The organism is Rhodovarius lipocyclicus (assembly GCF_009900765.1).
Taxonomy (GTDB): Bacteria; Pseudomonadota; Alphaproteobacteria; order Acetobacterales; family Acetobacteraceae; genus Rhodovarius; species Rhodovarius lipocyclicus.
Map to the genome: position 1 here is coordinate 55,291 of NZ_JAAABL010000007.1, position 14,352 is coordinate 69,642.

Annotated in this window: 11 protein-coding genes, 1 tRNA gene and 1 other RNA gene; 10 read left to right on the forward strand and 3 right to left on the reverse strand. The window is 70.2% G+C overall.

Annotation, left to right across the window (positions count from 1 at the left end; translation table 11 throughout):
- Window positions 1–149: 149 nt before the first annotated feature.
- The 8 genes from GT007_RS08745 to GT007_RS08780 all read left to right on the forward strand — a co-directional run bounded on the left by GT007_RS08745 (window position 150) and on the right by GT007_RS08780 (window position 8,635).
- Window positions 150–908 (forward strand): TerB family tellurite resistance protein, encoded by a 759-nt coding sequence (locus tag GT007_RS08745; protein ID WP_160121226.1) that lies wholly within the window; start codon window positions 150–152, stop codon window positions 906–908.
- On the forward strand, window positions 905–1,600 hold the full coding sequence (locus tag GT007_RS08750; RefSeq protein ID WP_268894549.1) for an N-acetylmuramoyl-L-alanine amidase: 696 nt from the start codon (window positions 905–907) through the stop codon (window positions 1,598–1,600). The genes GT007_RS08745 and GT007_RS08750 overlap by 4 nt, the downstream gene beginning before the upstream one ends.
- Window positions 1,601–1,632: 32 nt before the next feature.
- An RNA gene (gene rnpB / locus GT007_RS08755) (RNase P RNA component class A) lies at window positions 1,633–2,020 on the forward strand.
- 37 nt (window positions 2,021–2,057) lie between these two features.
- A tRNA-Ser gene (locus GT007_RS08760) sits at window positions 2,058–2,148 on the forward strand.
- A 691-nt stretch (window positions 2,149–2,839) separates the two neighbouring features.
- Window positions 2,840–4,258, forward strand: coding sequence for an amidase (locus GT007_RS08765; RefSeq protein ID WP_160121227.1), 1,419 nt, complete (start codon window positions 2,840–2,842; stop codon window positions 4,256–4,258).
- A 27-nt stretch (window positions 4,259–4,285) separates the two neighbouring features.
- Entirely contained in the window at window positions 4,286–5,857 is a 1,572-nt protein-coding gene (locus GT007_RS08770; protein ID WP_160121228.1) for an ABC transporter substrate-binding protein, read from the forward strand.
- 64 nt (window positions 5,858–5,921) lie between these two features.
- The gene (locus GT007_RS08775) at window positions 5,922–7,835 is read left to right on the forward strand and encodes an AMP-binding protein (protein ID WP_160121229.1); all 1,914 of its coding nucleotides are present in this window, start codon (window positions 5,922–5,924) and stop codon (window positions 7,833–7,835) included.
- Window positions 7,832–8,635: an enoyl-CoA hydratase/isomerase family protein gene (locus tag GT007_RS08780; RefSeq protein WP_160121230.1), complete on the forward strand. Its 804-nt coding sequence runs from the start codon at window positions 7,832–7,834 to the stop codon at window positions 8,633–8,635. The genes GT007_RS08775 and GT007_RS08780 overlap by 4 nt, the downstream gene beginning before the upstream one ends.
- Here the strand turns inward: GT007_RS08780 and GT007_RS08785 are convergent.
- Together GT007_RS08785 and GT007_RS08790 are read right to left on the reverse strand one after the other, a co-directional pair.
- Window positions 8,632–9,414 (reverse strand): short-chain dehydrogenase/reductase, encoded by a 783-nt coding sequence (locus GT007_RS08785; protein WP_160121231.1) that lies wholly within the window; start codon window positions 9,412–9,414, stop codon window positions 8,632–8,634. The two genes, GT007_RS08780 and GT007_RS08785, sit on opposite strands and share 4 nt — an antisense overlap.
- Window positions 9,414–10,628 (reverse strand): ABC transporter substrate-binding protein, encoded by a 1,215-nt coding sequence (locus GT007_RS08790; protein WP_160121232.1) that lies wholly within the window; start codon window positions 10,626–10,628, stop codon window positions 9,414–9,416. Before GT007_RS08790 ends, GT007_RS08785 begins: the two co-directional genes overlap by 1 nt.
- Before the next feature lie 128 nt (window positions 10,629–10,756).
- Between GT007_RS08790 and GT007_RS08795 the strand changes: the two genes are divergently transcribed.
- The gene (locus GT007_RS08795) at window positions 10,757–11,512 is read left to right on the forward strand and encodes an SDR family NAD(P)-dependent oxidoreductase (protein WP_160121233.1); all 756 of its coding nucleotides are present in this window, start codon (window positions 10,757–10,759) and stop codon (window positions 11,510–11,512) included.
- Window positions 11,509–12,408 carry an NAD(P)-dependent oxidoreductase gene (locus GT007_RS08800; RefSeq protein WP_160121234.1) on the forward strand — a complete coding sequence of 300 codons (900 nt, stop codon included), beginning with the start codon at window positions 11,509–11,511 and terminating at the stop codon, window positions 12,406–12,408. The genes GT007_RS08795 and GT007_RS08800 overlap by 4 nt, the downstream gene beginning before the upstream one ends.
- Here the strand turns inward: GT007_RS08800 and GT007_RS08805 are convergent.
- A complete protein-coding gene (locus GT007_RS08805) occupies window positions 12,386–14,284 on the reverse strand; it encodes an AMP-binding protein (RefSeq protein ID WP_201451839.1) in 1,899 nt (632 codons plus the stop codon). The genes GT007_RS08800 and GT007_RS08805 overlap by 23 nt on opposite strands.
- Window positions 14,285–14,352 lie beyond the last annotated feature (68 nt).

The following is a 14,352-nucleotide window of genomic DNA, read 5'->3' on the forward strand; positions in this document are numbered from 1 at the left end:
TGTCGAGGCTGTTCACGCCGGCGCCCATTGTCTTGCCTGCCACATCGCTCATCTTTGCCTTTGAAGGCTGGTGGACGCCCGCGCAAGGGGTGTGCCGTCAATCGGGCGCGCCCATGCTAGACTGCGGGGCCAGCAAGGAAGGTTCGGGTTTGAGTTTCTGGGGCAAGATCATCGGGGGCTTCACCGGCTTCCTGACCGGCGGGCCGATCGGCGCGCTGGTGGGGGCCGCGATGGGCCATGCGGCCGACAGCGGGGCCGGGCGACTGGGCCAGAACCCGGCGCAGCTGGCGGCCATGCTGGGCAGCCGCGAGCAACTGTTCGCCGTGGGGGTGGTGGTGCTCTCGGCCAAGCTGGCGAAATGCGACGGGCCGGTGAAGCGGATCGAGATCGACACCTTCAAGCGCCAGTTCCGCATCCCGCCCGAGAACATGGCCGAGGTGGCCCAACTGTTCGACCGCGCGCGGGAGGATGCGGAGGGCTACGAGCCCTTCGCCGACCGCATGGGCCAGGCCTTCGCCGACCGGCGGGAGATGCTGGAGGATGTGCTGGCCGCGCTGTTCAGCATCGCCCGCGCCGACGGCCCGCTGACGAATGGGGAGGTCGCCTTCTTGCAACGGGTGCAGATCGGCTTCGGGCTGGACGCGCCGGCCTGGATGCGCGCGCGCGACACCACCGCCGAGCGCCCCCGCCCCATGCCCACGGGCCCCGACCCCTATCGGGTGCTGGGCATCGGGCGGGAGGCGACGGACGCGCAGGCGCGCGCCACCTGGCGGCGCCTGGTGCGGGAGAACCATCCGGATGCCGTCGCCTCCAGGGGGGCGGGGCCGGACATGGTGCGCCGCGCGGCCGACAAGGTGGCCGAGATCAACGCCGCCTGGGACCGCATCAAGCGGGAGCGCAAGCTGTGATCCGCACCGCCCCCAGCCCCAACCACGATGCGAGGCCGGCGGGCGAGCCGGTGGACATGCTGGTGCTGCACTACACCGGCATGCGGAGCGGCCGCGCGGCGCTGGAGCGGCTGCGGGACCCGGAGGCGCGCGTGTCCTCCCACTACCTCGTCGAGGAGGACGGCACCGTCTTCGCCCTGGTGCCGGAGGAGCGGCGCGCCTGGCATGCCGGGGTATCCTTCTGGCGGGGGCATGAGGGGCTGAACGGGCGCAGCATCGGGATCGAGATCGTGAACCCCGGGCATGAATGGGGCTACCGGCCATTTCCGGTGCTGCAGATGGCCGCGGTGGCCGACCTGTGCCTGGAGATCCTGGGCCGGCACCCGATCCCCGCGCGCAATGTGGTGGCGCACAGCGACATCGCCCCCGACCGCAAGCAGGACCCGGGCGAGATGTTCGAATGGCAGGCCTTGGCCGAGCAAGGGGTGGGGCTGTGGCCCGCGCATATCCCCCCGGCCCCTGGCGCCGACACGGCCGCGCTGCTGGCGCGCATCGGGTATCGGGCGGATCTGCCGCTGCCGGTGCTGCTGCGGGCCTTTCAGCGGCACTGGCGGCCGATGCTGGTGGATGGGCTGGCCGATGCGGAGACGCTGGCCCGGCTTTCGGCCGTGGCGGCGCTGTGCGAATCGGAGGAGGGCTCGGCGGCGGCTTGACGGGGGTAGGCGTAAAGCGCCTATTGCGGCCGCCAGGCGGCTGGGTGACCGCTGGCCCGGAAGCGATTCCGGGCTGGAGGAAAGTCCGGGCTCCACGGATAGACGGTGCCGGTTAACGACCGGCGGGGTGGGCTTCGGCCCGCTTCAGGGACAGTGCCACAGAAAGCAAACCGCCTGGGCTTGCCCAGGTCAGGGTGAAAGGGTGCGGTAAGAGCGCACCGCGCTGCCGGCAACGGCGGCGGCACGGCAAACCCCACCGGGAGCAAGGCCGAATAGGGGTGGCAGTGTTAACACACAGGGGTATCCGCCCCGCCACCCGGGTTGGCCGCGTGAGGTGCCTCGCGAGAGGCATCCCAGAGGAATGGTCATCCATGTGGTTTATCCACAGGACAGAACCCGGCTTATAGGCCGCCTGGCGCTTGTGCTGTCGCGAATCTCGCCGTATGAGGGCGCCGCCGGACAGGTGGCCGAGCGGTCGAAGGCGCGCGCCTGGAAAGTGCGTATACGTCAAAAGCGTATCGTGGGTTCGAATCCCACCCTGTCCGCCATTGATATCTCATTGAAATGAAAGAATTTTTCGACTTTCGCCCCTAGTGACGAAGGCTGCGGGTTCGCGAGCTTGGCCTCACGGCTGAGACCGTCTGCCGGGCGGCATCGTCTCTGGAGGCCATAAGGGCCACTACGCTTTCAACGAGAACGGAGCGGAGATTTGGCGCCTGACTTTATGCGGGCCGCGAGGTCGGTTGGGCTGTCTTCTGTTCCATTGCTTCTTTGGCCCGTCTGGCCACCAACGAGATCGGCACCGCGGCGTGCCCAGTGCCGAGATGATGAGGGCCCCGGCCTCGACCGTGCCGGCCTTTCCGCTGGACGAGTAGCGCCCGCGTGAGGAGCACACGCCGTGCTGGAGGCGCCGCGGCCGTTCAGCCCGTCGCCCGGCTTCTGAGAAACCGGGCTGCCTCCCCCGGCGAGCCCTACTCCCGCAGGCGGCAGCCGCCTTCCTCCAGCGTGTGCCATGCCTGGTCGGCCGGCACGGCGGCGAGTGGCTTGTCGTAGCCCCACGGGCCATGGCTCTCGGCGGGCGGTTTCACCTCGAACGGAGAGGCCGGAGTGCCTCCGTGCCGCCGAAGCAGTTCACGGATTGGCGGGTGGCCCAGGGATGACGGGGCGCCGCTCCCCAAAAGCTGCATTGCCACCTCGATGAAAACGCCTTGAATATGTCGGCGGGCATCGAGGTGGACGATGGATTTCGACGAGATCGGCTATCTGGGCGTTGGTGAACTCCACGCCCTGTATCGGGCGCGCAAGCTCTCTCCGGTGGAGGTCGCCCGCGCGGTTCTCGCCCGGATCGAGCGCATCGAGCCAAATGTGAACGCGATGATGCGCCTGACCCCCGACCACGCGCTGGAAGCGGCCCGGCGGTCGGAGGCGGTGTACATGCAATGCGACACGCCCCGCCTGCTGGAAGGCATCCCCGTCACCATCAAGGATCTGCAGCACACGAAGGGTGTGCAGACGGATTTCTCCACCGTCATCATGCAGGGCACCATCCCGGATGTGGACGCCCCCTGCGTCAGCCGCCTGCTCTCGGCGGGCGGGATGATGATGGGCAAGACCACCTCCGCCGCCGAATGGGGGTGGAAGGGCGTCAGCCAGGCGCCGATCTCGGGCATCACGCACAATCCCTGGGGCAAGGGGCTGAATGCGGGGGCGTCCTCCTCCGGTGCCGGGGTCGCGGCCGCCTGCGGCTATGGGCCGCTGCACCAGGGCGGGGACGGGGCGGGGTCGATCCGCATGCCCGCGCATTTCTCGGGTGTGTATGGGCTGAAGCCGACGCATGGGCGGGTGCCCAACTGGCCCGTCTCCAACAACGACAACGCCACCCATATGGGCCCGCTGACCCGCAGCGTGGAGGACGCGGCGCTGATGACCCAGGCCATGGCCGGCCCGCACCCGTGGGACTTCACCTCGCTGGAGGCCCCCCCGCAGGATTACGCCTCCCAGCTCAAGGCCGCCTCCATGAAGGGCAAGCGCATCGCCTGGTCGCGCGACCTGGGCCATGCGCGGGTGGACCCCGAGATCGCCGAGGCGGCCGAGGCCGCCGTGAAGGTGTTCGAGGAGATGGGCGCGATCGTCGAGGAGGTGACGCCCGCCTGGGGGCCGCTGGGCCCGGAGCTGGCGCGTTTCTTCTGGCCCGCCACCTTCTCCAGCCGCATCGAGAGCCTGGCCGAGTTCGAAAGCGGCATGGACCCGGGCTTCGTGGCGATGATCAAATACGCCTCCACCTTCACCGCGCCGCAGTTCATGCAGATGCGCGCGCGCCGCTTCGCCTACATCCAGCAGATCCATGAATTCATGGAGGGCTACGACTTCCTGCTGACGCCGGCCGTCAGCGTGGCGGCCTTCCCGGCCGACAAGCTGCAACCGGCCCATTGGCCGCAGCATGAATGGGACTGGCTGATGTGGGCGGAATTCTCCTACCCCTTCAACTGGTCCGGCAGCCCGGCCGCCAGCGTGCCTTGCGGCTTCACCCCCGCCGGCCTGCCGGTGGGCTTGCAGATCGTGGGCCGCCGCTTCGACGATCTGGGCGTGCTGCAAGCCTCCGCCGCCTTCGAGGAAGCCCGCCCCTGGGCGCAGAAGAGGCCGCCGCTCGCGCAATAACCCCCACCATCACGGAGAGTGAGTGCCATGAAGCGTCGAGACTTCCTCGCCACCGCCGGCGCCGCCGGCCTCTCCGCCCCGGCCGGCGCGCAGCCGGCCAAGGTGGTGAAGTTCGTCCCGCAGGCGGATCTCGCTTTGCTGGACCCGGTCTTCACCACCGGCCTCGTCACCCGCAACCATGGCTTCCTGGTGTTCGACCAGCTCTACGGGCTGGACGACAGCTTCACCCCGCAGCCGCAGATGGTCGAAGGCCATGTCATTGAGAATGACGGCAAGACCTGGAAGCTGACCTTGCGGGAGGGGCTGCGCTTCCATGACGGCACGCCGGTGCTGGCGCGCGACGCGGTGGCCAGCATCAACCGCTGGACGCAGACCGACGCCTTCGGCCAGACCCTGCGCGCCACGACCGAGGAGCTGAGCGCGCCTTCCGACCGCGTGATCCAGTTCCGGCTGAAGAAGCCCTTCCCGCTGCTGCCCACGGCGCTGGCCAAGCCCTCGGCCTTCTGTCCCGTCATGCCGGAACGCCTGGCCAATACCCCCTTCAACCAGCAGGTGTCGGACATGGTAGGCTCCGGCCCCTTCCGCTACATCGCGGGCGAGCGCGTGGCCGGCGCGCGCAATGTATACGAGAAATTCGCGGGCTATGTGCCGCGTTCCTCCGGCACGCCCAGCTTCGCGGCGGGGCCCAAGGTGGTGCACATCGACCGCGTGGAATGGGTGACCCTGCCCGACGCCGCCACCGCCGCCGCCGCCCTGCAGGCGGGCGAGGTCGATTGGTGGGAACAGCCCCAGCCCGACCTGCTGCCCCTGCTGCGCCGCAACCGCAACATCCGCGTGGAGGCGAAGGAGCGCGGCGGGCTGATGGGCATGATCCGCTTCAACCACCTGGTGCCGCCCTTCGACAACCCGGCCATCCGCCGCGCCTTCCTGGCCGGCGTGAACCAGACCGAATACATGCAGGCGGTGATGGGCGAGGAACGTTCCCTGTGGAACGACCGCTGCGGCTTCTTCCTGCCCGGCAGCCCCTCGGCCACCGAGGCCGGGCTGGAGGTGATGACCGGCCCGCGCAGCCTGGAGAAGGTGAAGCGCGACCTGGAGGCCGCGGGCTACAAGGGCGAGCGCGTGGTCTTCGTGGTGCCGACCGACCTGCCCTCCCTGAACGCCATGAGCCTGCTGGCGGCGGACATGTTCCGCAAGGTGGGCATCAACCTCGACTACCAGGCGCTGGACTGGGGCACGGTGCTGCCGCGCCTGGCGAACCGCGAGGGGCTGGACCGCGGCGGCTGGAGCGTGTGGTGCAACTACATCCCCGGCATCATCGCGACCTCCCCCGCCACGCAATCCTATCTGCGCGGCATCGGGCGCGCGGGCACCTTCGGCTGGCCGGAATCGGCGCGGCTGGAGGCCCTGCGCGACGAATACCTGGATGCCGCCGACCCGGCCCAGCAGCAGCGCATCTGCCACGACATCCAGATGCAGGCCTGGCAGGACGTGCCCTACATCCCGACCGGCGCCTGGATGCAGCCCTTCGCCTTCCGCAGCAGCATCACCGGCATGCTCAACGGCTTCCCGCTGTTCCACAACATCCGCAAGGCCTGAAGCACCCGCCCCGCCCTTGTGCCCGGCCCGCCCTGTGCGCAAGCTGCGCGCGGGAGTGAAACACATGACGCGGGACGACGAGATCGCCTGGCGCCCGTCGGACGACGTTCGACGCGCGGCCAATTGGACAAGCTTCATCGCGGCCAGCGGCTGCGGGGATTACCAGGAATTGCTGGCCCGCTCCTCGGCGGAGCCGGAATGGTTCTGGTGCGCCCTGGCGGATTGGCTGGGCTTCCGCTTCCGCCAGACGCCGGAGCGCATGCTGGACCTGTCGGGCGGCATCATGCGGCCACGCTGGTTCATCGGCGGCATGGCGAACCTGTACGATTCCGCCGTGACGGCGAACGACCCCGCCCGCCCCGCCGTGATCTGGGAAGGCGAGGACGGCACCACCCGCCAATGGTCCTATGCCGAGCTGGACCGCGAGGCCGCGGCCCTGGCCGCCGGGCTGTCGCGGCTGGGGCTGGGTGCGGGCGATGTCGTCGCGGTCTATCTGCCCATGCTGCCCGAGACATTGGCCGCCTTCATGGCCTGCGCGCGGATCGGCTGCATCACCCTGCCCCTGTTCTCAGGCTTCGGGGCCGATGCCATCGCCCAGCGCCTGGCGATGAGCGGCGCGCGCGCCATGATCACGGTGGACGGCACGCGGCGGCGCGGCGCCGCGGTCCCCATGAAGGCGGTGGTGGACGAGGCGCTGCGCGAGCCGGCCGAGGTCCGCCACGTCATCGTCCTGGGCGACGACGCCCCCATGCGGCCCGGCCGCGACCTGCGTTGGCGGGATGTGGCGCACGGCGAGGCCCCGCCCGCCGCCGAGCTGCCGGCCGAACACCCGGTGCTGCTGATGTACACCTCCGGCACCACCGGCCGGCCCAAGGGCACGGTGCACACCCATGCCGGGCTCGGCATCAAGATCGGCCAGGATGCGCGGCTGACGCTGGACCTGAAGCCGGGCGAGCGCATGCTGTGGCCCACGGATTTCGGCTGGTTCGGCGGCACGGTGACCATCCTGGGCAGCCTGATGGCGGGAGCCACCCTGGTGATCGCGGAGGGCGCGCCCACTTGGCCCCAGCCCGACCGGCTGCTGCGGCTGGCCGCCCAGCACCGGGTCACGCATTTCGGCACCGCCGCCACCCTGGCGCGCATGCTGCGGCGGGATGCGGATGACGCCATCGAGCGCCATGACCTGCGTTCCATCCGCGCCTTCCCCTCCAGCGGCGAGGCCTGGGACCGCGAAACCTGGCTGTGGGTGATGCACCGCCTGGGCGGCGGACGCGCGCCGATCCTGAACTTCTCGGGCGGGACGGAGATGTGCGCCATCGTCGGCTCCAACATCCTGTTCCCGCAGAAGCCCGGCAGTTTCAGCGGCCCGGTGCCGGGCACGGGCGGCGACATCGTGGGGCCGGACGGGGCCAGCCTGCCGCCCGGCGAGGTGGGGGAGCTGGTGATGCGGGAGGCCTGCATCGGCACCACGCGGGGCCTGTGGCAGGACGAGGCGCGCTTCATCGACAGTTACTGGTCCCAGATCCCGGGGCTGTGGGTGCAGGGCGACCTCGCCTCCCGCGACGCGGAGGGGTTCTGGTTCCTGCATGGCCGGTCGGACGACACGATGAAGGTGGCCGGCAAGCGCGTGGGGCCCACCGAGATCGAGGAGGCGATGCTGGCCACCGGCACGGTGACGGAGGTGGCCGCTGTGGGCGTGCCCGACGCCGTGACCGGCACGGCCGTGATCTGCGTCGCGGTGGCAGCCCCCGGCCACACCGGGGATGCGGCACTGCTGGCCAACGCCGTCGCCACCGCCCTCGGCCGCTCCTTCAAGCCCAAGCGGGTGATCTTCGTGCCCGACCTGCCGAAGACCCGCTCGATGAAGATCATGCGCCGCGTCATCCGCGCGGCGCTGGCAGGCCAGCCGCCGGGCGACCTGTCGAGCCTCGTGAACCCCGAAGCGGTCGCCGCCCTGAGCAAGGAAATCCAGGCATGAGCTATGAAGACACCTACCAGCGGCTGCGCTTCGACCGCCCGCACCCGCGCGTGCTGCGCATCACCATGGACAACGGCAAGATGAACACCGCCGACGCCATCATGCATGGGGAGCTGGTGCGGATCTGGCGCGACATCGACGGCGACGACAGCGTGGCCTGCGCCATCATCACCGGGGCGGGCGCGATGTTCTCGGCCGGCGGCGATTTCGAGATGGTGCGCGCCATCACGGAGGATTTCGAGACCCGCACCCGCGTGTGGCGGGAGGCCAAGGACATGGTCTATGGCATCATCAACTGCCGCAAGCCGGTGGTGAGTGCCATGCGCGGCGTGGCCGTGGGCGCGGGGTTGGTCTGCGGCATCCTGGCGGACGTCTCGATCGCGACCAAGGAATGCAAGATCACCGACGGCCACACAAGGCTGGGCGTGGCGGCGGGCGACCATGCGGCGATCATCTGGCCGCTGCTGTGCGGCATGGCCAAGGCGAAATACTACCTGCTGACCTGCGACCTGCTGACGGGCGAGGAAGCGGAACGGATCGGCCTGATCTCCCTGGCGGTCGAGGACGGGGAGCTGGATGAGCGGGCGGTGAAGGTCGCCTCGCGCCTCGCGGACGGGGCGCAGAGCGCCATCCGCTGGACCAAGCATGCCCTGAACAACTGGCTGCGCAGCGCGGGCCCCGCCTTCGAGGCGTCGCTGGCCATGGAATTCATGGGGTTCAGCGGCCCGGAGGTGAAGGAAGGGCTGGCTTCCCACCTGGAGAAGCGCAAGCCCAGCTTTCCGCCCACCACCGAGGTCTAAAAGGCCTTGCGCTTGCTCGCCATGCCGCCATCCACCGTCACGATGGTGCCGGTGGTGTAGCCGGACAGGTCGCTGGCCAGGAAGGCCACCAGCGCGCCGATCTCCCGCGCATGCCCGGCGCGGCCGAAGGGCATGTCCTTCATGGTCTCCGGCCAGCGCTCCGCGTCGCCCAAGGTCTCCAGCGCGCGGCGGCGCAGCAGCGTCTCCAGCCGGTCGGTCAGGATCGGGCCGGGGTTGATGCCAACCACGCGCAGATTGTCAGCGGGTGCGGCACCACCTAGCGCGCGCGTCAGCGCCATCAGCGCCGCATTGCCGGCCGAACCCGCGATATAGGCCGCATCCGGGCTTTCGCCCGCGGCCCCGATCACGTTCACGATCACCCCCCGCCCGCGCGCCCGCATCGCGGCGTAGAAGCGCCGGCACATGTCGGTGTAGCCGAACACCTTCAGATCCCAGGCGGCGCGCCAGCGGGGTTCGTCCACCTCCTCGATGGTGCCGCCCGGGATGGCGCCGGCATTGTTCACCAGGATGTCGATGTCGGGGAACTCGCGCGCCAGCGTCTCCGCGCCGCCGCTGACCGCCATGTCGATGGCGCGCACCACCACCCGCACCTGGTGCGCGGCGCGCAGCTTCGCCTGCGCCGCCTCCAGCTCCGGTGCGGTGCGGGAGACGAGGACGACATCGCACCCCTCCCCCGCCAGCGCCTCGGCGGCGGCCAGCCCGATGCCCTTGGACCCGCCGGTGATCAGCGCCCGGCGGCCGCGCAGTCCCAGATCCATCAGAAGCGCGCCTGGCACCTGCTCTGCTCGATGGGGCGGAAGGCCTCGCCCGCACCGACCACGCCGGTGATCTCATAGTAATCCCAGGGGTGGCGCTGTTCGCCGGGCGCCTTGATGCGCGCGGTCAGCATGTCATGGATCAGCCGCCCATTGGGTTGCAGCCGTGCGTTGCGGGCGAAGAAATCCTCGAACGGGTTGTCGCGCATCCAGCCGCGCACATCCTCGGCCTTGGCGCTGCCCGTGGCCTTCACCGCCCGCAGGTAGCGCGTGACGGCGGAATAGACGCCCGCCTGGAACATGGTCGGCGGCTTCTGCCGCAGCGGGAAGAACCGGCGGGAGAAGGCGCGGGTCTGCTCGTCGCGGTCCCAGTAGAAGGCGGTGACGAAGTTCAGGTTCTGCAACGCCTCCAGCCCGATGGCGTGCACATCGGTCAGCACGGTGAACATGGTGCCGATCTGCTGGCCGCGCTGCACCAGGCCGAATTCGCGCACCTGCTTCAGCGCGTTGATCAGGTCCGACCCGCCGGCGGTGAACATGATGAACTTGGCGCGGCTGGCCTGGGCCTGCAGCAGATAGGCCGCGTAGTCGGTGGTACCCAGCGGATGCGCGACGGAGCCCACCACGCGCCCGCCGCCCTGGGTCAGCATGTCCCGCGCCAGCGACGCCATGGCGGTGCCCGCCGCGTAGTCCTGGTGGATGATGAACCAGGTATCCAGGCCGCGCCGCATCTGCAGCACCACGGAGCTGCGCGCGACCGAATAGATGTCCCAGGTCCAGGACAGGCCATAGCCGTTGCAATCCTCCTCGGTCAGCCGGTCGATGATGGCGGTGGAGAAGATGCACAGCTTCTTCGCCTGCCCCGCCACCGTGTTCACCGCGAGCGCCACCGAGGATGTCGGGCAGTCAAAGATCGCATCCACATTCTGGTCGCCATACCAGGCGCGGGCGAGGTTGGAGCCCACATCCGGCCGGTTCTGATGGTCGGCGGAGATCAGCTGCACCCGCTCACCCAGGCCGGAATCCGCGATGGCCATGCGCGCCGCATCGACGGAACCCTGCCCGGCATAATCGGCGTAGACGGAACTCATATCGGTCAGCACGCCGATCTTCACGTTGGGTGACTGCGCGCGGAGCGTGGTGGGGGCGGCGACGGCCGCGAGGCTGGTGCCGAGCAGGGCACGGCGGCGCGGCGCCGCGAAAAGCGACTGGACCATGTGGTTCCTCCCGCTGCCTCGAACGGGCAGCCTGTTTCGCGGGATGCTGTCACAGCCGGTTGATGGCCGCAATCGCTTGCGCACGCCGCGCGGCCGGGCCGATAGTCGGGCAAAACAGGGGAAACGCCATGCCAAGACTGGCTGGAAAGGTCGCGCTCGTCACGGGTGCGGGCACCGGCATCGGCCGCGCCACGGCCGAGCTGTTCGCGCGCGAAGGCGCGCGCGTCGTCATCGCGGAGATCGACGCCACGACCGGCGAGGAAACCGCCCACCGCATCGCCACGGCCGGTGGAGAGGCCATCGCCATCCCCACCGATGTGGGTGAGCCCGACAGCATCCAGGCCGCGATCGGCCGCGCCGTGTCGCATTACGGCGGGCTGCATGTGCTGCACAACAATGCTGGCGGCTCCACCGGCGTGGATTCCGATGCGGTGAACGCCCCGCTGGAGGAATTCTGGCGCGCCATCCGGCTCGACCTGTTCGGCACCTTCCTGGGCTGCCGATTCGGCATTCCGGAAATCATCCGCAGCGGCGGCGGATCGGTGATCAACATGGCCTCCGTCGTCGCGCTGATGGGGTTTCCGGGGCGGGATTGCTACACGGCGGCCAAGGGCGGCATCGCGTCGCTCACACGCTCGCTGGCGGTGGAATTCGGGCGGCAGGGCGTGCGGGTGAACGCCATCGCGCCCACCATCACCCTGACCGAGCGCGTGCGCGCGCTGGTGGAGGGCAACCCGGCCATGCAGGGCCTGGCGGACCAGCACCTGCTGGGGCTGGGCGAGGCGCGGGACATGGCGGAGGCGGCGCTCTACCTCGCCTCGGACGCATCGCGCATCGTCACCGGCATCATCCTGCCGGTGGATAGCGGGCTGGTGACGGTATGATCCATGTCGGTTTCCTGGGCCTCGGCCAGATGGGCGCGCCCATGGCCGAGCGCCTGTTCGGCGAGGGCATCCAGCTGCATGTCTTCGACCCGCGCCCGGAGGCGACGGCCCCCTTCATCGCGCGCGGCGCCATCGCCCATGACAGCCCGCGCGGCGTGGCGGATGCGGCCGGCATCGTGCTGGCCTGCCTGCCCTCCGGCGAGGTGAGCAAGGCCGCGGCGCTCGGCCCCCAGGGCGTGGTGCATGGCACGGCCATCCGCATCCATGCGGAGATGTCCACCATCGGGAGCGCCTGCGTGCGGCGCATCGAGGCGGGGCTGGCCACGCGCGGCATCGCGCTGGTGGACGCCCCCATCACCGGCGGCCCGCCCGGCGCGCGGGCCGGCACCCTGGCCATGATGGCCGCCGGCAGCCCGGCGGCGGTGGAGGAGCTCAGCCCCCTGCTGCTGCGCATCGGCCGCGCCGTCTATCCGGTGGGCGAGCAGCCAGGCCAGGCGCAGGTGATGAAGCTGGTGAACAATGTGCTGGTCGCCACCCACATCGTCACCACGCTGGAGGCCTTCGCCATGGGCGCCAAGGCGGGGCTGGACCCGGACATGATGGCCGCCCTGGTCAATGCCGGCACCGGGCGCAGCTATGTCAGCACCGATGTGATGGGCGATGTGCTGTCCGGGCGCTTCGCCTTCGGCGCCAGCGTCGCGGTGCTGGACAAGGACATCGCGCTGGGGGTGCAGACCGCGAGCGACCTGGGCGTGCCGATGTGGACCATCGAGCAGGCCGCGCGGGTCTGGCGCTTCGCCGCCAGCCATGGCCAGGCGGGCCAGGACATGACGGCGCTGGCGAAGCTGATCGAGGGCTGGGCCGGGGCCGAGATCAGGTCACGGCCGAAGCCCTGATCGCCTCCAGCGCCGAGGGATTGTCGAGGGAGCTGAGATCCCCCGGCGGCTTGCCGGTATAGAGGTTGCGGATGACGCGCCGCATGATCTTCTGGCTGCGCGTCTTGGGCATTTCCGCCACCAGGTGCACCGCGCCGGGGCGGAAGGCGCGGCCCAGATGCTGTTCCACCGCGAGCGCCGCGGCGGCCTCCAGCCCCGGCCCCGCATCGGGCTTGGCCACCAGGAACACCACCAGCTTCTGGCCCTTCAGCGCGTCCTCCACCCCGATCGCGGCGGCCTCCGCCACGCCGGGGATGGCCAGCACCACCTCCTCCACCTCCGCCGAGCCCAGCCGCTTGCCCGCCACCTTCAACGTGTCGTCCGAACGCCCGCGCAGGAAGAACACGCCCTCCTCCTCGCGCAGCGCCAGGTCGCCATGCACCCAGATGTTGGGAAAGCGCGACCAGTAGGTGTCCAGATACCGCTCCCGGTCCTGCCAGAAGGAGCGCGTCATGCCCACGAAGGGGTCGAGGATCGCGAGCTCCCCCACCTCCTCGCGGATCGGCGCGCCGTCATCGCCCAGCACATCCAGCCTGATGCCCGGCGAGGCCGTGTTGAACCCCGAGGGCACGATCGGCAGCACCGGCACATTGGACAGCAACCCGCCCGAGACCTCGGTGCCGCCGGTGTAGTTGATGACCGGGCAGCGGCCGCCGCCGATGTGCCGCTGGAACCACAGGAAATGCTCGGGATCGATGCCCTCGCCCGCCGTGATCAGCAGCCGCAGGGATGACAGGTCCGCCGCCACGCTGGCCGGCATGTTCGCCGCCAGCCCCCGGATCAGCGTGGGCGAGGCGCCGTAATGGGTGACGCGGTGGCGCTCGATCAGCCGCGCCATGCGGCCCCAGTCGGGGTAGTCCGGCGCGCCGTCGTAGCAGACCAGCGTGGCGCCGCGCATCAGCGCGCTGCACAGGATCAGCGACCCCGCGATCCAGCCCATATCGGCCGGCCAGCAGAAGCGGTCTTCCGGTGCGATGTCGAAATGCACCGCCGCGTCATGCGCGATCTTCAGCGGGAAGCTGCCATGGGTGTGCACCGGCCCCTTGGGCTTGCCGGTGGTGCCGGAGGTGTAGATGACCATCATCGGGTCGTCCGGCCCCATGCGGGCGGGCAGGTCGGGCTCGGGGGGCGCGTCCACCTCGGCCCAGGGGATGGTGCCCGGGGCGGCGGCGCCCTTCATGATCACCGTGTCGAGTTCGGGCAGCAGCGGCCGCACCTGGCCGATCAGGCCCGCGATGTCGATGGGCCGCGCGCGGCGGGAAAAGCCCGCGGTGGCGACCAGCGCCCGCGCGCCGCAACCCGAGAGCCGGGCGCGGATCGCCTCCACCCCGAAGCCGCTGAACAGCGGCACGCAGATGGCCCCCAGCGCCGAGATGCCCATGAAGGTCACCACCGCCTCGATGCCCATTTCCATCAGCAGGCCGATGCGGTCCCCGCGCTGGAAGCCCCGCGCGCGCAGCCCGGCGGCGAAGCGCAGCACGCGGTCCTCCAGCCCGGCCCAGGTGATCTCGGTGACGGTGCCGTCCTCGCTCTCGGCGATGATGGCGGGCTGGTCGGCGCGGGTGCGGCCCCAGGCGAAGACCGTGTCCACCCAGTTCAGCTCGCCGCCGGGGAACCAGTCGGGGAAGGCGCGGCCCTGGGGCAGGTCGACATAGCCCAGCGGGTCCTTCGACCAGGCGATGTTCAGGAAGCCATGCAGGTGGCGCCAATAGGCGTCCGGGCGCTCCACCGAGAAGCGATACAAGGCCGCGTAATCGGCGCAGCCCAGCTCTCGCATCAGCCGCGTCACCTGCGCGCGCTCGACCGCTTCGGGCGCGGGAATCCACGATGCGTCCACGATGTCCTCCCCGGACGATGTTCTTGCGGCCGAGATTGCGCGCCTCCGGCGGCGGAGGCTACCGCCGG